At 39.1% G+C, this 21960-nt stretch carries 22 protein-coding genes and 1 tRNA gene; 15 read left to right on the top strand and 8 right to left on the bottom strand.

Annotated elements, in window-relative coordinates:
• Nucleotides 1–2: 2 nt before the first annotated feature.
• From Mia14_RS05200 to Mia14_RS05080, 3 genes are all read right to left on the bottom strand, one after another.
• The gene (locus tag Mia14_RS05200; protein ID WP_232780210.1) at nt 3–800 is read right to left on the bottom strand and encodes a hypothetical protein; all 798 of its coding nucleotides are present in this window, start codon (nt 798–800) and stop codon (nt 3–5) included.
• A gap of 337 nt (nt 801–1137) precedes the next feature.
• A complete protein-coding gene (locus Mia14_RS05160) occupies nt 1138–1311 on the bottom strand; it encodes a hypothetical protein (RefSeq protein ID WP_157891466.1) in 174 nt (57 codons plus the stop codon).
• A 572-nt stretch (nt 1312–1883) separates the two neighbouring features.
• Nucleotides 1884–2075 (bottom strand): hypothetical protein, encoded by a 192-nt coding sequence (locus Mia14_RS05080; RefSeq protein WP_124216911.1) that lies wholly within the window; start codon nt 2073–2075, stop codon nt 1884–1886.
• An 8-nt stretch (nt 2076–2083) separates the two neighbouring features.
• On the opposite strand from Mia14_RS05080, the gene amrS reads away from it, so the two are divergent.
• The 11 genes from amrS (at nt 2084) to Mia14_RS04140 (ending at nt 9322) form a co-directional block, all read left to right on the top strand.
• A complete protein-coding gene (gene amrS, locus Mia14_RS04185) occupies nt 2084–3007 on the top strand; it encodes an AmmeMemoRadiSam system radical SAM enzyme (RefSeq protein WP_088820425.1) in 924 nt (307 codons plus the stop codon).
• 133 nt (nt 3008–3140) lie between these two features.
• Nucleotides 3141–3734, top strand: coding sequence for an HAD family hydrolase (locus Mia14_RS04180; RefSeq protein ID WP_088820423.1), 594 nt, complete (start codon nt 3141–3143; stop codon nt 3732–3734).
• Between the two features lie 10 nt (nt 3735–3744).
• The gene (gene proS / locus Mia14_RS04175) at nt 3745–5205 is read left to right on the top strand and encodes a proline--tRNA ligase (protein ID WP_157891465.1); all 1461 of its coding nucleotides are present in this window, start codon (nt 3745–3747) and stop codon (nt 5203–5205) included.
• 149 nt (nt 5206–5354) lie between these two features.
• A complete protein-coding gene (locus Mia14_RS04170; protein ID WP_088820419.1) occupies nt 5355–5537 on the top strand; it encodes a hypothetical protein in 183 nt (60 codons plus the stop codon).
• Nucleotides 5516–5947 (top strand): type IV toxin-antitoxin system AbiEi family antitoxin domain-containing protein, encoded by a 432-nt coding sequence (locus Mia14_RS04165; protein WP_088820418.1) that lies wholly within the window; start codon nt 5516–5518, stop codon nt 5945–5947. Before Mia14_RS04170 ends, Mia14_RS04165 begins: the two co-directional genes overlap by 22 nt.
• Before the next feature lie 14 nt (nt 5948–5961).
• On the top strand, nt 5962–6468 hold the full coding sequence (locus tag Mia14_RS04160; RefSeq protein WP_157891464.1) for a nucleotidyl transferase AbiEii/AbiGii toxin family protein: 507 nt from the start codon (nt 5962–5964) through the stop codon (nt 6466–6468).
• Between the two features lie 71 nt (nt 6469–6539).
• Nucleotides 6540–6677 (top strand): hypothetical protein, encoded by a 138-nt coding sequence (locus tag Mia14_RS05155; RefSeq protein ID WP_157891463.1) that lies wholly within the window; start codon nt 6540–6542, stop codon nt 6675–6677.
• A 35-nt stretch (nt 6678–6712) separates the two neighbouring features.
• Nucleotides 6713–6785, top strand: a tRNA-Gln gene (locus tag Mia14_RS04155).
• Between the two features lie 30 nt (nt 6786–6815).
• Nucleotides 6816–7541 carry an alanyl-tRNA editing protein gene (locus tag Mia14_RS04150; protein ID WP_088820414.1) on the top strand — a complete coding sequence of 242 codons (726 nt, stop codon included), beginning with the start codon at nt 6816–6818 and terminating at the stop codon, nt 7539–7541.
• 131 nt (nt 7542–7672) lie between these two features.
• Nucleotides 7673–9118, top strand: coding sequence for an NAD(P)/FAD-dependent oxidoreductase (locus Mia14_RS04145; RefSeq protein ID WP_088820413.1), 1446 nt, complete (start codon nt 7673–7675; stop codon nt 9116–9118).
• A gap of 27 nt (nt 9119–9145) precedes the next feature.
• A complete protein-coding gene (locus tag Mia14_RS04140) occupies nt 9146–9322 on the top strand; it encodes a DNA-directed RNA polymerase subunit K (protein ID WP_088820412.1) in 177 nt (58 codons plus the stop codon).
• 10 nt (nt 9323–9332) lie between these two features.
• On the opposite strand, the gene Mia14_RS04135 is transcribed toward Mia14_RS04140, so the two are convergent.
• Nucleotides 9333–10097, bottom strand: a complete 765-nt coding sequence (locus tag Mia14_RS04135) for a metallophosphoesterase (RefSeq protein ID WP_124216910.1) — start codon at nt 10095–10097, stop codon at nt 9333–9335.
• Nucleotides 10098–10243: 146 nt separating this feature from the next.
• On the opposite strand from Mia14_RS04135, the gene Mia14_RS04130 reads away from it, so the two are divergent.
• The 4 genes from Mia14_RS04130 to Mia14_RS04115 are packed head-to-tail and all read left to right on the top strand — an operon-like array spanning nt 10244 to nt 16319.
• A complete protein-coding gene (locus tag Mia14_RS04130; protein ID WP_088820408.1) occupies nt 10244–11329 on the top strand; it encodes a site-2 protease family protein in 1086 nt (361 codons plus the stop codon).
• A gap of 20 nt (nt 11330–11349) precedes the next feature.
• Complete coding sequence (locus Mia14_RS04125; RefSeq protein ID WP_088820407.1) at nt 11350–14694, top strand: AAA family ATPase; 3345 nt, start codon at nt 11350–11352, stop codon at nt 14692–14694.
• Nucleotides 14695–14705: 11 nt separating this feature from the next.
• Complete coding sequence (locus Mia14_RS04120; protein WP_088820405.1) at nt 14706–15764, top strand: hypothetical protein; 1059 nt, start codon at nt 14706–14708, stop codon at nt 15762–15764.
• A 12-nt stretch (nt 15765–15776) separates the two neighbouring features.
• Nucleotides 15777–16319, top strand: a complete 543-nt coding sequence (locus tag Mia14_RS04115) for a hypothetical protein (RefSeq protein ID WP_088820403.1) — start codon at nt 15777–15779, stop codon at nt 16317–16319.
• Here Mia14_RS04115 and cysS read toward each other — a convergent pair.
• The 4 genes from cysS to Mia14_RS04095 form a co-directional block, all read right to left on the bottom strand.
• Nucleotides 16311–17765 carry a cysteine--tRNA ligase gene (gene cysS / locus Mia14_RS04110; RefSeq protein WP_157891462.1) on the bottom strand — a complete coding sequence of 485 codons (1455 nt, stop codon included), beginning with the start codon at nt 17763–17765 and terminating at the stop codon, nt 16311–16313. The two genes, Mia14_RS04115 and cysS, sit on opposite strands and share 9 nt — an antisense overlap.
• Before the next feature lie 10 nt (nt 17766–17775).
• Nucleotides 17776–18864 carry a DUF763 domain-containing protein gene (locus Mia14_RS04105; protein WP_088820399.1) on the bottom strand — a complete coding sequence of 363 codons (1089 nt, stop codon included), beginning with the start codon at nt 18862–18864 and terminating at the stop codon, nt 17776–17778.
• Nucleotides 18865–18869: 5 nt separating this feature from the next.
• The gene (locus Mia14_RS04100) at nt 18870–19931 is read right to left on the bottom strand and encodes a hypothetical protein (protein ID WP_124216909.1); all 1062 of its coding nucleotides are present in this window, start codon (nt 19929–19931) and stop codon (nt 18870–18872) included.
• A 580-nt stretch (nt 19932–20511) separates the two neighbouring features.
• Nucleotides 20512–21951 carry a hypothetical protein gene (locus tag Mia14_RS04095; RefSeq protein WP_088820395.1) on the bottom strand — a complete coding sequence of 480 codons (1440 nt, stop codon included), beginning with the start codon at nt 21949–21951 and terminating at the stop codon, nt 20512–20514.
• Nucleotides 21952–21960: the final 9 nt, after the last annotated feature.

Below are 21960 nucleotides of genomic sequence, written 5' to 3'. Positions count from 1 at the left end.
CCTTAATACGCTGCCCCGTATATTGCATCTCTGACATCCCTTGTAACGAGCGTTGTCCTTAGGAATGCATTCTTCTTTATTCCTCGGACATCGAACTGCAACAGCGGCGAATCATAGGTCAGTTCCTCTCCCTGTTTCCTCCTCTCTTCGAGGTATTCCTTTATGTATGTTGCTCCCTCCTCACCTATGAATGAGAAATACTGATGCCTTGCCTTGCTAAGCTTGCTCTTCACCATTACAGTAACAGGGATCTTGTCGAACTGTATCTCGTCTGATAGTTTTAACTCCTTTAAATCTCCCAATCGCAATCCATCAGTGCCCTCGTAATCTCCAAGCGATTCCGGTCTTAGCCCTGAAAATGCCATTAATGCTATGATAACCCTTCCTCGCGATGTCGCTTTTCTCAATATTCTTGCAAGCTCTTCCTTGCTGGGCACTCTCTCATTTGCTATCGTCGGCGTTTCGTTCTCTCCGGATATGTTAACGGCTAACTGTAAACGGATACCGTTAAACTTCAGCCATGACAGAATAACCTTCTTGAACCTTGCAATGTATGAGCCCGCTTTTCCTTTACTCTCCATTTCCCTTACAAAATCAGAAAATTCATAGCGGAAATCCTTCTCGTTTTTCCTTGCCTTTTCGAGAATCTGCTTGGGCGTTGTTCCTGTCATTTCGCAATAATGACCGAGGTTTCTCAATGCCACCGTTGCAGTCAAAACTGACTTTGCCCTTAAATTTTCAAACCATCTCCGCACATCCTCATCAAGAAGAAGATCCTGATACTTGGGCTGAATGGTCATGATAGCATAACGAGTAATGGCATAAGAAGTATTCGATTAATAGTTTAAATGGACCGGTCGGGATTTGATTAATGTTTTAAGTGAATACTAAAATAGAAAATGTTTTTAATCATTTTGATATGATATTATAATGTGGATTAATAAGGCTTGGGTAAAGCCGTACAAAAGAAGAGATGGAACATACGTAAGAGGATATACTAAAAATGTTGATAGGAAGACCAGACAAAGAAAATTTGAACTAAATGAAATCGACGTGGGAACTCCTTCTTGGTTTGTACCAAACGTAAATGTAAAATTCGTAAGAAAATAATAGATTATATCCAATCTATTTTAAGATTCATTTAAATCCCTTTAAATCGGTTAAGAAATCATCTATGGCTTTGCTAATACTGTCAAGTGTTTTCTTTGGGTCTTTTTTATCAATCCCCTCCAATACATCAAATTCATTTTTAACTACGTTCACTGTCATTTTAATCGCATTCATCAAGTTTTCAACATCTTTCTTATCCATTGAGCATCCTTCATATATTTGATTTTTATATTTAGAATTTATGATCGATAAATAAGCAATTTATCCGCACTAAGCGAAGCGACATTGTGCGGTCAAGCATCCCCTTAAGCCCCCTCCCCTATATTGCACTCCGCAGGAGAGAATAATGTGCCCGAAGCGAGCCGGAAGTCCTGCGAAGCAGGACCGAGTGGTGTAAGCGTCAGCGGTGGGTGGTGTGGAACACCAAGCGAAGCGATGGTGTGTAGCACCACACATACACCACGAGCGGCGAGCACAGGACACCACCCCAGATGAGCGTAGCAAAGGAGGGGCTCTTTCGGAGAAAGAGTGCGAGCCGTAAATCAAAAGAGGGGTGGATTGCGTAAGCAAGACGGGGTGAATTTTGATTGGAGGCGAAGCATGGGGTCCTGTGCTCGGCGTGCAGGCGAGCGGAGGGCACATAGTAAATAGCGGAGGCTCAAAGAGGGGTGGCTGAGCGGAGCGAAGTCGGGGTGAATTTGAGTCGAAGCGGAATTTAGGATGTACTCTTAAATTTATTTATATAAATGTTATATCATAAAAACTTATTTCTTTCAAATTCTTTTTCTTAGCTCCGCAGATACTATTGATTCGTCTGATAATAATATTTGCGACTCCATTGTATAGTATCTGCCAATCTTTTTCTTTATTAAGGTGATTAATCCAAGGTTCTGTAAATAGTTTACGCTCTGAAAGAATGTTGATTTGCTCATTCCTTTGAGAAGTATGTTGTCATTATTTGACACCTCTGCGTATGCCTTATTGGTATCCTGATTCTTTATCAGCGATGCAGATAGACCCTATAGAAAAGAAGCCCTTCAACCACTTCATGCCAGGCAGCTGGGTGCTAGGAGTCGGGACAGATTCATGCAATTTTGATTGTGCATTCTGCCAGAATCATGCGATATCCAAGGAAAAAGAGATAAACCAGGATTATGTAAGCCCCGAAAGCTTGGTTGATATGGCAATTGCCAACAAAGTTGACGGTATTGCATTTACTTATAACGAGCCCACCATCTTTATAGAATATGCGCTGGATGTTGCCGATTTGGCCAAGAAGAACGGATTGTTTACCGTATTCGTAAGCAATGGCTATATGACAAAGGAGGCAGTGGAAGCGATAAAGGGAAAGATAGATGCAGTGGTTGTTGACTTTAAGGGAAATGGCGATCAGAAATTCATGAACAAGTACGAAACAGTCCCAAAAGAAGAACCCATAAAAGAGACTTTGTTAAACTTGAGTAAAGCTGGTATACACATAGAGATAACCGATTTGATAGTCCCAAAAGTCGGAGACTCATTGGAGGCAGCAGATTCGTTGACAAAGTGGATCGCAGGCAACATTGGCAGGGACACGCCGATACAGTTTACAAGGTTCTACCCGGATTACAAGATGTACAATTACCCTTATACCAGCTTAAAGAGCTTGGAAGAGCATTATGAGATAGCGAAGAAGAACGGGCTGAGGTTCGTATACATAGGGAACGTTCCTGGAAACGAACACGAAAGCACTTACTGCCCAAACTGCGGAGAGGAAGTTATAAGGAGGAACGGCTTTGGGATAACCAGGTGGGATCTCGATAATGATAACAGATGCAAGAAATGCGGCTGTAAGATTCCAATAGAAGGTACTTACAAAAAGAACCCATACCACAGAGCTATCGAATCTTTTTATTGAATACTAAGTTTATGCACCACCTATTTAAAGTGCTAATTTCGATTTATCATTAATAATTTTTCTACATAAGTATCTATAAGAGGCAAAGGGACGTTTCTGAAATTTTAGGAGAGAATACTCATGGTGTGCTAAAATGATTAAATTGGTCATATTTGATTTAGGCGGCGTGATAATAGATTTCAACGAGGCTTATTATTGCAGATACCTAAGTGAGAGGTTTAATGTAGATTTCAAGAAGGTCATTGACACTTTCAAACCTCTTAACAAAAGTTTGGAAAAAGGAGAAATAGAACTGAACGATATGTATAGCGGGATAAAGAAGGGCCTTGGCATAAAAGGAGATGTTGACTGGAACAAAATCTTTTATCAAAAATCAAGCCTTGACTTAAATATGATGAATCTGGTAAATAAGCTATCAAAGAGTTACAAAATCGCAATTTTAAGCAATATAAGCATATCCAGGTATCTTTTAGCGAGAAAGCTTTATCTTTATAAGCTGCACTACGACAGAGCTTTTCTATCCGGCTACTTAGGGATGGTAAAGCCTGAACAAAATATATATAAGCATGTGATAAACCAATTTAATATCAAGCCGGAAGAATCAATATTCATAGATAACTTGAAGGTAAATACGTATGCAGCTGAGGAGCTTGGAATAAAAGCAATAACATTTGTGAATTATGATTCATTGCTTCCACAGCTAAAGAGGTATGGAATCAAAGTATAAAGTGATAGCCATGTCAGATGAAAATGAAAAAGAGCAGGTCAAGGCATTGACAGCAAAAAAGAAAGATAATTTCTCGGAGTGGTACACGCAGATTTTGATAAATTCTGAATTTATCGATTACAGTGCGGTATCTGGAGTAATCGTGTTTAGGCCTAGCAGCTATTATGTATGGGACAAGATAAGAGAGGCTACGGACGTGCTTTTTAAGGAAGCGGGCATAAAGGATGCATATTTTCCATTATTTATACCTGAGAGATTCCTGAACAAGGAAAAGGAGCACATAGCAGGATTCAATCCTGAGGTCGCTTGGGTGACGGGTGCAGGAAACTCAACATTCGATGAAAGGTTGGCAGTAAGGCCCACATCCGAAACCATAATGTACGATAGTTATTCTAGATGGATTAAATCATGGAGGGACCTGCCTTTAAGGCTTAACCAGTGGAACAATGTAGTTAGGTGGGAGTTCAAGCACCCTACCCCATTCATAAGAAGCAGGGAATTCCTTTGGAATGAGGGGCATACCGCATTCGCAACAGAAAAAGAGGCACTTGAAGAAAGGGAACAGGTACTTGGAATTTACAGCAAGGTGCTGAAAGAGGTATTGGCTTTGGAAGGGGTGCCCGGCAAGAAAACAAACAAGGAGAAGTTCGCAGGAGCTATAGCCAGCTACAGCATAGAAATGCTTATGCCTGACGGATGGGCTATACAAGGCCCGGATTTCCATAACGATGGCCAGAACTTCTCAAAAAGTTTTGACATAAAATTCACCGATAAGAATGGCAATTACCAATATGTACACCAAAATACATTTGCGATATCCACTCGTATGATAGGAATAATGGTTGCTATGCACAGCGATGACAAGGGATTGGTAATACCACCCAAATTGGCTGAAATACAAGTGGTAATAATACCAATTTACAATGATTCCAACAAGGAGAAAATATTGAAATATGCCGAAGAGCTAAAATCCAAGATGAAAGACCTTCGTGTATATGTAGATTCCAGCGATGCATACTCCCCGGGATGGAAATTCAACGAATATGAATTGAAGGGCATACCAATAAGATTAGAAATAGGGCAGAAAGAGTACGAGGGAAGGTTTGCAACTGCAAAAAGGAGGGATACAGGAGAAAAGTTTACCTTTAACGTAGATGAATCAGAGAGCAAGATCAAAGGAACATTGGACAAAATCCACGAAAACCTATACAATAAAACAAAAGAATTTTTGGAATCACATATACACAAGGTTTATGATTACGAAAAGTTCAAGGACTTGATAGGCAAGGACTCTGGATTTGTCCAAGCTCCTTGGTGTGGCTCAACCGAATGCGAAGACAAAATTGCTGAAGAAACAAAGGCAAAAGCCACCAATATGCCTTTTGATGCTCAGCATGACTTGGATGGTAAGAAATGCATATACTGCGGAAAGGAAGCCAAGTATTTTGTGAATTTTGCAAGGTCTTACTAAAGGCCCTGCAAAATTAAGGGCGAAGCTTAGCGCTTCAAAATACGGTTAACTGCATAAAGCACCCTCTTTACCTTACACTGCCTAATATTAACATCAAGCCTTTATTTTTATCATTCCAGAATAACTATATAGTTATTTGGGGATGACAAATGGCAAAAGAAAATAACCTCTATTCAATAAAAAACTTTGCATTGAAAACAGGAAGTGCAGTCATAACACCCTCAGAAATAGCAAATATATTAGGCAAATCCAAAAAATTTGGGAATGCCTATGCAGCACGGATGGTTAAAAAAATCTTGCAAAGAGGATTATGCGTGGAAAATATTCATTAGTGGATGACAATTTTGCTATAGCCTCCCAGCTAATAAATCCCTCTTATATATCAATCGAATCTGCCTTACTTTTTCATGATATAATACAGCAAGTCCCAAGGGATATAGAGTGTGTAACCACTGTAAACTCAATTAGATTGGAGGAGCTTGGGATAAATTACCATAAGATACCTCCTTCATTATTTTATGGGTATAAACGAGTAGAGAGAGGGCAGAGTTATGCATTCGTTGCAGAACCAGAAAAAGCCATAATCGATGGTATATATTTAGGTATGTATTCGATAGATCAGCTGAAGGAGTATCTTGGCAGTTTAAATAAAAAGAGGTTAACTGAGCTTGCAAATAACTACAAAGGCTATGGGAGTAAAAATATAAATAAGGTAATTGCATCATTGAAAAAAACGCACTAATTGAGATAGCTAAATTGAGAGGCTTAAAGGCATGGCAAGAAGAGAAACGTTATATACAAGCATCTATATTGAATTCACTTTATGATGAATCTATAGTTTTTAAGGGAGACACTTATCTATGGTTTTTCAATGGGCTGCCCCGTTTTTCTGAAGATTTAGATTTTACCGCGATATCCGATCTTCCAAGCAATATAATGAATAAAGTTTCAGAAAGATTAGATCTTTTTGGAATCTATAACGAGTCAAAAATTGAAACTAATGATAAGAAATCATTTTCATTCAAGGTAATGGCCCAGGGGCCTCTATATACAAGCCAAAATAGCAGATGTGTAGTATATGTAGAAATAAGTAAAAGAGAAGAACTAATAAACAAAACCCTGCCTATAAAATTAAATTTTCCTGAATACCTATTGCCAATACATGTACTTAACGGAATAAATTTAGATGAAGTGGGTGCAGAAAAGATAAGGGCAATAACAAGCAGGAATAAAGCACGTGATGTATTGACTTATATTATCTAATAAAGGAAAAAAATATAAAGTTTGATATAAATTTAGTGAATAAAAAGTTAGAATATATCGGAGATAGGTTTTTGCCAGATAAATTTGAAATATCCTTGCTTAATAAAAGGGGTATATTTGAAAAAGAGCTCAAAAACTTGCTTTTCGTGCCCTTGCCGGAATTTGATGAAGTAAGAAGCGTTATAGAGAAGTGGACTAAAATTATATAGCTTTAAATATTTTAAAGCAATAAGTAGTTAAATGAAGCCCTGTCGTCTAGAGGCCAAGGACTGCGGGCTTTGGACCCGCATACGCCGGTTCGAATCCGACCGGGGCTATTGCATCATTAATCATTGAAGGGTAATGTATTGACAGAAAAATTGTATCTCACAGATTCTTATCTCAAAGAATTTGAGGCAAAGGTAATATCCTTAAACGAGAGTGAGGGATTGGTAGAATTGGATAAAACCGCATTTTATCCAACTGGTGGAGGCCAGCCTTCGGATACGGGGGTTATAGAATTTAATGGAAAATCCTATTCGGTATCAGATGTTTCTAAATCAGGTGACAGAGTATTTCATAAGGTTTCCGATACCTCTGGGCTGTCCGAGGGTGCTACTGTAAAAGGGAGGATTGACTGGGATAAAAGGTACCAGCACATGAAATACCATACTGCACTTCACATAATAGACGGAGTAGTGTTTAAAGAGGGCAATGGCAGCATGACAGGAGGGCAGATATATGATGACCGTGCAAGGGCAGATTTTGATATACTTGGATTGGATAAAGACAAGGTATTAAAGATTCTCGAGGAGTCACAGCAGGTAATAGACAATGCACTCCCTGTAGAGGTAAAGTTCCTGACTAAAGAGGAAGCGGAGAAGGTTCCAGAATTGGCTAGGACAGAACCAGGAAAGGAGCTTATGAAGAAGCTTGACACCTTCAGGATAATAGACATAAAGGGATTTGATTTCCAATTGGATGGAGGTACACATGTCAAAAACACATCAGAGCTAGGAAGAATTGAATTATCCAAATATGAAAACAAAGGCTCACACAATAAAAGGATAGAGATAACCCTAAAAGAAAAATAATAAATAATAATATTGAAATGACACTGTAAAACATAAGTTTATAAAAGTTTTAAACAAATAATAATAGATTTTAACGCAAATTTTCATTTTTAGCGAAACATGTTAATAAAAATTTGAACATAAGTGTTTTTATGGAAGCGAATGATAAATACGATTTAATAGTCGCAGGAGCAGGTATGGCTGGGAATCTAGCAGCAGGGATAGCCGCTAAAAAAGGATTGAATGTCCTCTTATTAGATAGGAATTCCCAAATAGAAGTAGGAAAGAAAACAAATTGGGGATGGACATGCGGTGATGCAGTTGCGAAATCCCACCTTGATTTTGTGACGGAGCGTACGGGATTGCATTTCTCAGAACCTGAATTGGATTACCAAGTAGAAGGCGTATACGCCCTTTCTCCAGACTTAGAATCAAAATACAAATTTGATGGAATAGGATATACTCTTGACAGGCCAGAATTTGAGACAAAGCTTCTGAAGTTTGCAGTGGACAACGGTGCCCATTATGTGCCAAATTTTGAAGTTGAGGGTCCATTGATGGAAAACAATTTCGTTGTCGGTATATTTGGTAAGGACAAGGACAAGCAGCCAAAGAAATTTTCATCCAAGTTAGTAATAGATGGATTAGGTGTGTCAACAGTACTTAGGAGAAGATTGCCTGAAAATCCATATGTCGACAGATTCGTAGATATAGACGATATTGAATCTACTGGAAGATACATATACGAATTTGAGCTTGACCATGAGGATCCGAGGTACTATGACCCTAAAAATGCCCTTATACATTTAAATCCATTGCTAGCTCCGGGGGGATATGGATGGGTATTCCCTAAGAGCGGAAACAAGATAAATATTGGAATAGGCGTGCAGAAGAGCAGCTTAGACTTAAGGAACCAGAAGCTTAACAAAAAGGACAGCCTTCAAACATTGATAGACGAATATGTGAAATGGGTGCCTGTATTCAAGGACCTTAAGCTATTCAACAAGAACAATAATGGAAAAGGAATATGGTCTGTTGCAGTAAGGCGTCAGATGGAAAGCCTTGTATTCAATGGCTACATGGGAGTAGGTGACAGCATGGTAATGCCTAACCCACTGAGTGCAGGAGGGATAGGGCCTGCCCTAATATCAGGCATATTGGCTGGAGAGAATGCAGTCAAGTCCTTAGAAGGAGGGGACGTATCACTTAAGGGATTGTGGAATTACAATACCGAATACAACCAGGAGTATGGAAAGAAAACAGCAGGGCTGGAGGCATTCAGGATTTATCTGCAATCGTTAAACGTAGATACATTAAATTATGGGATCAAGACATTTTTGACATCTGATGAAGCCACGGATCTTACAAACGGAAAGGTGCCAGAACTCAGCATGAAATCAAAATTCAAGTTTGCATTAAAAGGTGCATCAAATATACAAGCATTCTCTAACCTTCTATACATAGTAGGAAAGATGAAGAAGCTGGACAGCATATACGAGGAATATCCAAGCAGTCCAGAGAACTTCGAAAAATGGAGGGAATCCGTTAAAAAAGAGATAGAGGGAGTAAAGGAGAAGTTCAAGCCAAACCCCGTCTGATAAGGCCACAATGCAAAGGTGAAATTTATGGAAAAAGAATATACAAGATTTGAAAAATCTAGGATAGTAGGGGCAAGAGCTCTTCAGCTGGCTTATGGGGCTCCTCCATTGATAAGGGTACCTGAAGGAATGATAAACTCACTTGACCTAGCCCAGCTAGAATTTGAGAAAGATGTAATACCAATAACAGTCATAAGGGAATAACTATATCTAATCATATATTGTTTTTTGCAATTAGCTGGCTGACCGTGCCCAGCTTGATGCCATTTAAGCTATAGACATATGACTTATTGTAATCGAATATGCCATTGCTGAATAAGGGGTTTATGTTCTTCTTGTCCTTGCCCGATTCGAAATTTACCGCACTGCCAATTATAAAAGGGTTGAATGCAGGCATAACTATCAGCTTGCTGGCAGAAAATTCGTCATAAAACTTTTTTGCATTATTACGGTTTATGCTGGATATCAACCAAGCCTTCTCCTTGTAAAAATTCTTGTGGCCTTCATTGATCTCAACCGCTATATGGTTGTGTGCCGTGATTATTACCTTTTTGCCCATTGCTTTAAGCGAAGGGAACCTATTGCCGTGCAGAAAGGCAAAGTCCCCCGATAAGAGTTCATCCACTGTATCTATTCCGGTTATTTCACTTAAAAATGAATCATGGTTGCCATTTACCACTGACAAATCTAAAGGGCTAAGGAGGTCAAAGAATCTTTTCAGCGATTCCAACTCATATCTTCCAGGACGCATTATGCTATCTTTTACATCTCCAAGCAAAATTAGTCTGTGGATCCCATAATCCTCCGACATCTTCAAGATGCTCGAGGCCATTATATCCATATTATTGTATATATGTATTCCTTTCTTCAATAGTCTGTTTTCATAACCTATGTGGAGATCCCCTATGGCCATACATCTATGCCCGTAAGATTTCGCAATCAATGCCGGTTTTCCATATACAAACTTTATATTGTTCAAATGAAGCAATTTATAACCTTGAATATTTGATAAAACTGCTGTTTTCTCAAGCCAAAACCTAAATTCCAAGAATGCCAGATGTTATATATCACTTTGTGTACCCTTTACTATTTATATTTTTTAGTATAAATAACTAGTGAATTATCATGTCAATGTGGTCCCCAATTATAGGAAAGTTCAAAGGCATACCAATACAGCTGCATTGGACATTCGTACTGCTTATGATATTCGCACTTGTAATAAGCGTGCCTCTCTTTTTTGTGCTTGTGATCCTTTTTGCATGCGTGCTGCTTCACGAAATGTCGCACACATTGACGGCATACAGGAACAATGTACCTGTAGAAAAGATAATATTATACCCCCTAGGTGGCGGGTCCCTAATAGATTCTGATGTACTTGATCCAGAGCTTGAATTTAGGATTTCATTAGCCGGACCTATTGCAAGCTTCATAATGGGATTCGCATTCGGCATAGTAGCTGTCATAATGCCCGGCGGCGAGATTGAGAGCTTCATACAAATATTCTTCCTCCTTAACATACTACTTGCTGTATTCAATATAATACCTTGGTTCCCATTGGATGGCGGAAGAGTATTAAGGGGATATTTCAGGAAAAAATACTCTTTTATAAATGCAACAAAGAAGACCGTGATGGTGAGCAATGCAATAACAATACTATTCATAATAGGAACGTTAGTGTATGCCGCGGTTTCCAATTACACAATAGTTTACAAGGAGTTCATAATATTTATCGACATATTCATGGCCATGTTCATATACAGTGGGGCGAAATCGGAAATGGAATTGGCTTATATAAGGGAAAACACCAAGAACCTATCTATCAGTTCACTCGTTTCAAAGAACTACATTTTATTCAGAAAGCCCGCATCCCTGAAGGAAATATATGACGCTGTGATAAAGTACCATACCAACATAATACTTTTCAAGAGCAAAGCAGGATATCAAGTGATATCAAAGCTCCCAGCGCCTAACATAAACGCCTTAAATTTAAATATATCAAACAAGCAGAGTTCCTCGTATTATAAGTTGTCTCTTCCAGTGGTAGATTACAATAAAAAGGTTTATGATGTATTTAATAAAATGCAGAATACAAACCTGCCGATAATCGGTGTCACAAAAGGAAAGACATTAGTAGGGGTAATATCAAGGCAACACCTCGATTCATTTATATCCCTGCATATGTCAAATATCAGCAGTGTGCAATCCAAATAAAACACGAACAGTGGTAAAAGATGCTTTACATTGACAAAATTCATATTAGGAATTTTAAGTCCTTCAAAAATTCATCTACACAGTTTACAAACGGCTTCAATTGTATTGTAGGGGCTAATGGTGCAGGAAAGTCAAACATCTGCGATTCACTGCTGTTCGCGCTTGGGGAAACATCCCTTAAAAGAATGAGGGTTTCAAAGACCAAGGACTTACTTAATAGTCTTTCACTGGAGAACTCAAAATCAAAGAAAACCGCATCTGTAAGCATCACGTTCTCAGGGAGTTCCTCTTTTGAAATTTACAGGTCTGTAGACAGCGACGGAAAGATAGAGTACAGGCTGGATGGCAAAAAGGCAACCCGGCAGGAGATTGTAGATATGCTGGCAAGAAACGGGGCTGTTGTGAATGAGACCAATACCATCACACAAGGAGAGATAAACAAAATTATGGGGTTGAGCGTAAAAGAAAGGAGATACCTCATAGATATAGCCGCAGGGATTAAGGAATTCGATGACAAGCGTGAAGATTCACTGAAAGAGCTTGGAAAGGTCGATGAAAAGATAAGCGCTGCAAAAGCACTGCTTGGCGAAAGGCTTGGCTTCCTGAACGAACTCAAAAAAGAGAAAGACGATGCAGAGGCATACCAGCATTTTGCCTCACAAATAAAGAAAATAAATTATACGGTACTGAAGAGGAGATTTGAGGAGATCGATTCAAGGATGTCAAAGATAAATGAGGAAATCAAAGCCAAAAACGAACTTCTTTCAAAGGAGAAAGATTCGCTTGACTCATTGAATGGAAAAATATCTGATTTATCTTCAAAGCATAATGAAATATCAAAAGAGATAAATCTAAAATCCAGCAAGCTTGGCTCGATAAATGCGGCAGTAGAAAATGCCAACAAGAACATTGCAGTTTACCTGGCAAACATATCAAACCTTAACGAATCAGTCAAGGAACTAGAACTCAGTTTAGAGAGCCATAAATCAGATATCTCAAAGATATCCTCATTAATAGAGGCGGAATCGGCAGAGCTAGCAGCAATATCAAAAGACATAGAGTCAAAGTCCAATTATTACAAGGATCTTGAATCAGCAAATGATGCAGGGATGCAAGAATATAAAACGTTGCAGAAAGAATACGAAGAGCAATCCGCCAAATTAAATTCATTGAACTCCGATTATACGGATAAAAAAGTCAGGCTGGAGCAATTAAAATCTGAGTACTCATCAATACAGTCAAAGATTGCCACAGCAGGAGAAAGCGTCCAAAGCATAAAAGAGGATCTGTCCCGCCTTGACTTAGAAAAGGCAAGGCTGAGTTCAGAGATATCCAAGGAAGGGAAATCTATATCACAATTAAAGTCAGAGAGGATAGAGATAGGAGGTGCACTAGACAAGGCAAATATCCGCAGCATAAATCTAAGGGAGCAGTTATCAAGCTTCGGAGGGGCAAGAGACAGCATGGAGGAAACGCTTAAAAGCGTGATCAAGGAAGGATTTTATGGAAGGGCATATGAGTTATGCAGGTATGATGAAAAGTATTCAGAGGCCGTAAATACAGCTTCTGGAAGCAGGATGAATTACTTTGTAGTGGACAACATAAGTACGGCTAACAATGCCATAAAGGTGCTCAAAAGAGCAATGATGGGGCGTGCATCCTTCATACCTATAGAGGAAATATCCTATTATCCGATGCAGGAGAACAAGATGGACCCGCTCTTAAGGCATATAGAGTACGATTCAAAATTTGAAAAGGCTTTTGCATATATATTCTCCAACACATATATAATAGACAACATAGAGCAAGCAAAGAAGCTGGGGATTGGAAAGTATAGATTCGTCACTCTTGATGGCGAGCTGGTTGAGCCTTCAGGAATAGTGACAGGAGGGCGTTCCAAAAGCAGCAATGTTTTCCCAGGAAAGCTTAGAATGGAGCTGGAAGAGACAGAGACCACAAGGAAAGGGCTTTCATCAAGGCAGGCAGAACTTGACGAGCTAATAAATGAGACTTTTAGGCAGATCTCACAAAACCAAGTAAGGTTGGAGAACATTGATAATGAAATACAGACCAAGAAAAAACTGCTTGAACAGTATAATTCTGCAAGCACAGTACAAGAAAAAGAAAGCGAATTAAAAAGCAACCTTAGTTCTCTCTCAAAAGAAGTTGAAATGCTCGATTCTGAGAAATCAATGATCGACCTAAAAATAAAGAAGCTAAAGGAATCCATGGAGGAAAAAGAATCAAGCATGCCTGCCAAATCGGGCGTACAGAATCTGCCAAAATTAAGATCAGAGATAGAAAGCCTGAAAGTTGACCACGCGTCAAAGAGTAAGGAGGTGGCATTAAATAAAACGAAGCTCCAAGAGCTATCAGAAGAACTGAAGAAAGTTGAATCTAAGATAGCACTTCAAAAGTCACAGATTAAGGATTTTGAAAGCAAACTGGAGGATGAGAAAGCGGTTAAAGCGGAAAATGAAGCAATAATGAAGGCCCAAGATAAGGACAGTGTAGAGCTTTATAACAAGCTTTCAGGTATTGAAAAGACTATTGAAGATTTAGGATTTGAGAAAGGCAGGATATCATCCCACATTGACCAAATGAACAGGGAAATCAATGACCTAAAGTCGGGGAGCATAGAATCAAATGTAAGGCTGTCAGATATAAAAGCAGAACTATCCACATATGAAGGAATTGAAGAGATGCAGGGCAGCATAGAGGAATTAGAGAGAAAGCTTTCAGAATTCAAATCAAGCCTCTCAAAGTTAGGGGAGGTAAACCTAAAAGCCCCTGAAATGTACCTTGAAAAAAGTAAGGGGGTGGAGGAGGCGGCATTAAAACTTAACACACTGGACAGCGAGAAAAATTCAATAATGTCAATGATAAAGGAGGTAGAGCGCAAGAAGCTCGAAGTATTCAATGAAACCTTTAGCAAAGTAAATGAGAACTTCTCAACCCTTCACAAGGTCACAATTGGCACAGAGGGACGTTTAGTGCTGCAGAATCCAAAAGACCCTTTTAATTCCGGGCTTAACATAATCGTGAAGAAGGAGAGCGGAAGGGAAGCGAATTCAGAAACCTTATCGGGAGGGGAAAAATCTTTAAATCTTTTAATATTACTATTTGCTATACTGATGCGCGATCCTAAATCATTCTACATATTCGATGAGATCGATTCCGCATTAGACAAGGATAATTCAAAGAAGCTATCCTTATTGCTTAAGAAAATGAGTGAAAGATCACAATTCATAGTGGTGAGCCACAACGATACGCTGATAACATCAGCTGATGCTGTAATAGGTTTTGTAAATCAGAATGACGAATCAAGATCCGTGGCGGTCAAATTAAGCAACCTCAATAAATAAGAGGGGGTTTGTTGTCAAAGAAGAAAAAAGCGGATTACAAAGATGCCAAGGCAGGAGGCAATAGGCCTAGTCAAGCAGCCGAAAAACCCTCCAAAAAGCAAGGAATAAAGCTGCTGCCTTTCTATATTGCATTTTTCATATCAATAGCACTGTACCTAGTATTCAGCGGGTACGAATATCTATCAATAATACTGGGGTTGCTATCGTTTATATTCCTTGTTCTGATAATAGGGCTTGAGCTTGAACAGAGTGTTAGGGAGGAAGGAAGCAAGAAGGTTGTTATAGAGATATTCGGAACTATAATAGTCGTAGCCGTGATTTGGCTTGCATTGATGTACGGCTTGAATACGCGCTATCCTATCAATGTGGTGCCAAGCTGCAGCATGCTCCCTTACCTGCATAGGGGAGATATAATAGCGATTTCAGGAATATCAAATATCAAGCAAATAAAAGCCCCTATGGTAAATGTCACTAAAAGCGAGATCGGGTATATAATGTCCCAGGGATATCCGGATTCATTGTCCTGTGTTGCCTATAAATATAGCGGCACGCAATTGGAGGTATCCCAGTATTATGAGGAGGGATGGGCAATAGGGCTTTACAAAGAGGGATCATCAGGAGATGAGATACTCAACAACACCAGCGGATACCCCATAAGCTACAATTGCGGTGTTAGAAGCATAAGATACAACAACGGAACTGAAGGAGAAGAAGCATATTTGGAGTCAATAAGGATAAATAACAAAACCATAAAAGGTGACGCTAACAATAGTGTCGTGGTGTACCAGACAGAACCTTCAGACTTGTTTTACAAGGAGGGTGATTCATTCATAGTCCATAGGGCATATGCTATATTAAATCAGAGTGGGAATTACTACATATTGACAAAAGGGGACAACAATCCAGGACTTGATATGCAATATGACAACTACCCGCCAAATAGCAGTGAGGTCGAAGGCAAAGTGGTAGGCGTTGCTCCATATTTAGGATATCTGAAGTTGTTGATAAGCGGCAAATTCACTGCCCCTGCCGGTTGCAATTCTACCATTATACACAGTTGGGAATCATAATTAGGTGATTAAATGGCAAAATCAGAAGTTGATAAGGTTACGGACGAAACAATAGAAAAAGGAGGGATGCTGATAAAGCTTTATTTTGACATGCAGAGCGAAGATGCCAGCAAGCTCCAGCCCCTGATGATAGACTTGGTAAGCAACAGGCTCCTAAAAGAAAAAGGCGTAATATATTGTTATGGTGCAATAGAGGAACCAATTAAAGTTGATGATGTTTATAGCACAGTGGCAGAGATAACAACATTATTCGAAAAACCAAGCTATGCATTTAAAATCGCATTTAACTATGCACCTGCAGGTGTTGAGATATTAAGGCCTGCAAGCGAAATACGTTTGACGGGTGCTGAGCTGCAGACAATACTAATGGACTTGTCTGAAACATCCGTAAACTACTCAAAATACATACTGGAGAAAGTGATGAAGCCAGATGAACTTAAAGGCATAAAGACCGCGATAGAAAACAGGGCAGTGGTAGGCAGCAAAGTAATCAACGGCGAAGATAAAAGCGACAAGAAAGATGCTCCTGATGCAACAGAAAACCAATCAAGCTGAAGTACTCTCCTGTGCTCTTTTCTTATACCAAACAGTACCGTATTCTGTATCCTCGAGGAGAACACCATATCTCTGCTTAATATCCTCCCTTATCTTGTCAGCTTCAGCATAATTTTTGCTCTTCCTTAACCTATCCCTCTCCTTCATAAGGTCCTCCAAGCCTTCAGGTATGCTCTCCTTGTAATAAGTGTTTTCAAGAATACCAAATATGTTTGCATATTCCAGTATCCCTTTTATCAAGCTATCTTTTGAGCTCTGTGTAATACCATCATGGCTCTCCAAATAAGCCCTTACCGTTGTCAGGATTGCAATAAGCTTCATCAATGCAACAGATGTATTGAAATCATCATTCATCAATTCTGTAAACTCTTTTTCAAATTTCTTGAATTCATTAATGAGGTTGCTCTCATCGGAACCTTTAGAGCTTATGATTTTGTGGTAATTGTATAATATGCTGAACGAGTTGTACATGTAGTTTAGTTTTCCCTGCGAATCCTCCATCATCTTTTCTGTATAATTTATCTCCTTCCTATAATTTGCCGACACCATAAGCAGTCTTAACGCTTCAGGATCGTACTTTGCCAAAGCATCCCTTATAGTTATGAAATTTTTAAGGCTCTTGCTCATTTTGACATTGTTTATGTTCAATACTCCAACATGCAGCCAGTACCTTACAAAAGGCTTCTTTCCAAAGGCCGCTTCCGCTTGTGCAATCTCGTTAGTATGGTGAGGGAATATCAATTCGCTTGCCCCTCCATGGAGATCGTATTGAGGACCAAAAAGTGTGTAGGTTATCGCGGTATCCTCTATATGCCATCCTGGCCTTCCTTGTAACTCCATTTCCTTGCCATTTATATTAAGCTTAATGTCCCATTTCGGCTCCCCTGGCTTTGCCGCTTTCCACAAAGCAAAATCATATACGTTCTTTTTTCCTTCTTTTGGCTCTACCCTATGGTTCTTGAGCTCCTCGAGCTTCATTCCTGAAAGCTTTGTGTAATCCTTGAATTTGTCAACATCGTAATATATATCGCCGTCAAGATAATATGCATACCCTTTATCCAGGAGAAGCTGTATCTGCTGGCGTATTGCCTCTATGTAGTCATGTGACCTTGCATATTTTGTTATATCCTTCTTTACTCCTATTACCTCCATATCCTCAAGGAACCTCTTTTCGTATCTTCTCTCAAGCTGCTCCGCGGTTATGCCTTGCTCTTTCGCCCTGTTTATTATCTTGTCATCTATATCCGTTATGTTTTGGACATAATTTACTTTGTAGCCCTCATGCCTAAGCCACCTTGCTACAACATCGAATATTATATAGTTCCTTGCATGGCCCAGGTGTGCATCATCATATGGGGTTTGGCCGCATACAAACATGTTAACCGTTTTATCATTTAAAGGGACGAATTCTTCTTCCGACCTGGTTAATGTATTATAAACTTTCAATGCTATTTAATCACCCAACAAACTTGTTCAGCCTGAGATATTTTTCCTCCAAGTCCTTGCTTAACCTTGACAATACCTTGCCCCTATCTTGTGGGCCAATCTTCGCATTGTCTATTATTTCCTTCATACTACTTATAACATTATCATAATCTTTTAGATTTATCCTGTAAGGTATGCCATCCTTGCCACCAAGATTGTAAGAATAAAGAACAGGATCCCTTTCATAAATCTCATTCTTGTATATGAGAGATGATATCAGGGCAACGGATTTCAATGTTTTCCTACCTATGCCCTTTATAGATAAAAGATCATTGTAATTTTCTGGCTTCATATCATTAGCATACTCCAGAAGCTTTATTGCTTGCTTGCTTAAATCACACGAAGGGATTATCTCATGCCTGCCTGGGAGATTGTAAGTTTTCCCAAAATTGACTATCTCATTTAAATTGTCATTTACCATATCCAGGCTTTTGGCTTTTATTTCTGAATTGTCCTTGAATGTCAGATCCACTGTATTGTTAGATAGGTCTGAAGCCACTGCGCTGTTTGTCTCGCAGGATATATCGTTTTTGTCAATATTGTCACAGAATATCTGGAACCTGACTGCAGTGTTGCCTTTGTTGAACATTCCCTGCTGTACAACGCTCCACTTATCCTTGGAGAACACAAATGTATGGTGGTATATGCCAAAATTATCATATATAAGCGAAGAGTCTATCTTTGCAGTAATCCTGCTGTATTTTACAAGTTGTTCCGCATTATTGGTGGATAACAGGTCTGCACCCTTCAATATGTCATCAGGTGTTTTTAACCCTGTTTTGCCTTTTCCTCCTGCTATATATATGTCGCTATATCCGTCAAGAGCTTGCTTTAGCGCTGCCATGGTAACAGTTGTCGTTCCACTGCTATGCCAATCATAACCAACTGCACATGCAAGAGCTTGGAACCAATAAGGATCAGCAACTCTTTTCACAAATTCATCAGCTCCATATTCATCTATTATCTCATTTGCTATTAAGGATGATAGCTTAACCATCCGTCCAAATAGCCATTTAGGGGCATTGCCCCCATGCAATGGCAGAAATGAGTAATTCTGCATCCTATTCACTTTTCATAAGTAATGTTGTCAAGGAATCCTGTACCTTGATCAGGGTAATCTGACATCCTTATATCTCCTGCTATCATATATTCATATTTCTGATCTGACTCCTGTACTATGCGAAGCCTTACTACCTTTCCAAGCAGGGATGTCAACGGTATTGTTGCATTCTCTAATTTATACCCCTGGCCTATTAAGCTCCCATTGGAAAGGCTAAGGCTATAAGTCGATACCTGATCCGTTATATAGGGAGTGCTTGCATTAGATGGAATTATCTCCAAGTAATCCAAACTGTTTTTAGGGCTTATTATCTGCAAATTCAGGAAAGGTTTATCAATTAAGAATCTGCTTGAAGTGATATTGCCAGTGCTTTCTATTGGCGAGCAGTTATAAGATGATATATAATAAATCCCTGAATAATTCTCCCAAGGGTCTTTTGGATAGCAGCCGACATCATTTGCATAAGTGAGATTAAGAGGCAAACCTCCAAAGGCGGTGCCTGAAGTGCTCCAGCCAATATAGGTACCTGTTGAAAGATTGCCTTGATAAAATGAATAATAAGTCTTATTTACCAGTACCTTTACACTTGTATTAAGCGTCACTATACTATAGTTGTTCAAGCAAGGTCCATTAGTTGTAGAGTTACTTGCACCCAAAGTCAAGTAATAAATCTGTGCGGGGGCATAAAACTCAGTATAAAATGTACTGCAACTGTAAGGAAGGTATTCCTGCTTAACATATGTTTTATTATTTGAACCGACTATGCTGAAATTTACAAAACCCATCTTACCTGTAGAAACCCATACTCCCAATGTTCCTCCACCCCACGTGCAGGCACCAATTGAAGTCGAACCCGCATTAGCTTGTAAATCATAATTGTCACAACCATAAAGATAATTAGTCGAATTGTTAACATTGGGCTTACTGACATGTTTAGGTGCAGGTGGTGGGGGGGTCACGCTTATACTTTTATTTAATTTAAATCCTCCTGTCTCAAAATACCCAACTATGGCTAGAACGATTACTATAAGTATTAAAATAATCACGCCTATAGAAGCACTCGCCATGGTATCAATTAAATTTACAGGATTAAATATTTAATTATTGTTAGTAATTCTGATAGCCTTAAATACTGCCTATTGAATGAGGAGTAATCCAAGACGATACCGAAATAAGCAAATACGCGATACTTATTTATACTTTTAGTTAGTAATAAAAGTAACTATTTGTATTTAAACCTGTAATTGCAATGCCCTAAAACAAATGGCAGGCCTTTACAGTACCAAAATAGTTTATTAAAAAGTTTAATTCATTCAAACAGGTGAATATTTGGGAAGTATACCTAGAAAATGGAAAAAGAAAGGCAGGATGCGCTGGAAATGGAAAAAGAAAAGGCGCAAAAGGTTAAAGAGAGCTCAGAAACGTAGAGTAGGAGAACTTTAATTATATTTTAAGTTTTCCTATTTTTACTTCTATTTTTATTTCGTAAAATATTTTGCTGCTCATTATTATTTAATATCCAATCCGTAATTTCATACAAAGTCAAACTTATCTCTATTAATTAGCTTATCTTTTGCCTAATAATAAAACTAGCATAAAAAGCATAAATTTACTAAGTACTAAAATAAATTAACAGAAGAAAACAAATTATTTTGCTATCTTGCTAAGTATTGGATAAGTCTCATATAAGTTCTCCTGCTCTAGCTGCTGGTAAACCATGTATATTATACCCACAGTAAGCAATATACCCATCCCAGTGCCTATTGCACCAGTCAATGTCGCTATTGCTGCAAGAAGCCCTACAAACAAGCTCCCAAGCACTGTTATATCCGGTATATACTTGTCCAATAACTTCTTTATCATTCTAGGGTCTCTTCTAAATCCTGGTATCTGCCATCCCATGTCCTGCAATTGCTGTGCGAGCTTCTCGGGGTTTTGTCCTGTCATCTCTATCCAGAATTTTCCAAACACTACACAGAGTATTTCAAGAACGACTATGTATACTATTACATGGATCCATTCCGGAACCAGTATCATGCCCCCCATAGGAAGGAAAAGATCTGAAGTATGTGTTAGCAGATAGGAGAAATAAGGCAAGTAACCTCCTATACCGTAAGGTGCGCTATATGGCAGAGGGAAAGAAGGAGATATAAGATAGACAAGACCTCCTGAAAGCGCCCCATTTTGATAGTAAGCTATGAACTTGGCGAAATTAGCAAACGAACCCGTAATTCCAGAAAGGAACTTAAACCAAACAGTAAAACTCTCCTCAAGTGCTGTCGCAAGTATAACTGGCAAAACACTCACATAAAGGAATGGTATAGGCAGACGCCCTCCAACACCCCTCATTTGGCCAAAGCTAAGAGGCAGTTCTATCTTCATCTCGTAAGCATATATGCTCACTAAAAATACTATTATGGCAAATATAAGTGGACCAAAAGCAAGAACCGCATTTGCAGGAGCTGCTGCACCTCCAGCCGTTATCGCTCCTATAACTTCAGGGAATATAACAGTTGCTGTTCCCGCTACAATTGCATATGACACTCCTGCAGCTATGAACATGTTTATTCCAGATGTTATGCCATATTTGCTCATCATTTCATCCATGAAAATTATAGCTATGGCGCCCAAGGCCAACTGAAGCATTACCACCCCGGCCAATCCCGGATTGCTAACAGGTACATATCCACTCAATACGAATGCAACAGATTCAATAACTGCAATTGCAATCGCAGAAAACTTCTGCAAGCTCTGGAATCTTCCTTTTTCTATAGGGTTATCCATATCTATGTGTATTATCCCAGATCCATTAAGTAGCTGCAATACTATGCTGGACAGAACTATTGGACCTATTCCCACTGTTATTATACTCCCTATCCTGGCCGCAAATATTATGCTTATAAGCTGCAGTACAGGCTGGGTTACATCAGTTATGTTCACGCCAATTGCATAAGTGTTATATAGAAGGAAGTATATCCCAAGGATTATCGCAGTCCACACCATTTTTTCCCTTAATGAAAGTGGTTTTTTGGGCGGCGTTATGACTGGAATGTACTTCGAGATCTTGTCCATGAATTCAAATGTCATAGTACCACA

Origin of the sequence: Candidatus Mancarchaeum acidiphilum (assembly GCF_002214165.1) — an archaeon.
GTDB lineage: Archaea > Micrarchaeota > Micrarchaeia > Micrarchaeales > Micrarchaeaceae > Mancarchaeum > Mancarchaeum acidiphilum.
The sequence above is the reverse complement of the archived record's forward strand: the minus strand, read 5'-3'. Positions and strand labels throughout refer to the sequence as shown.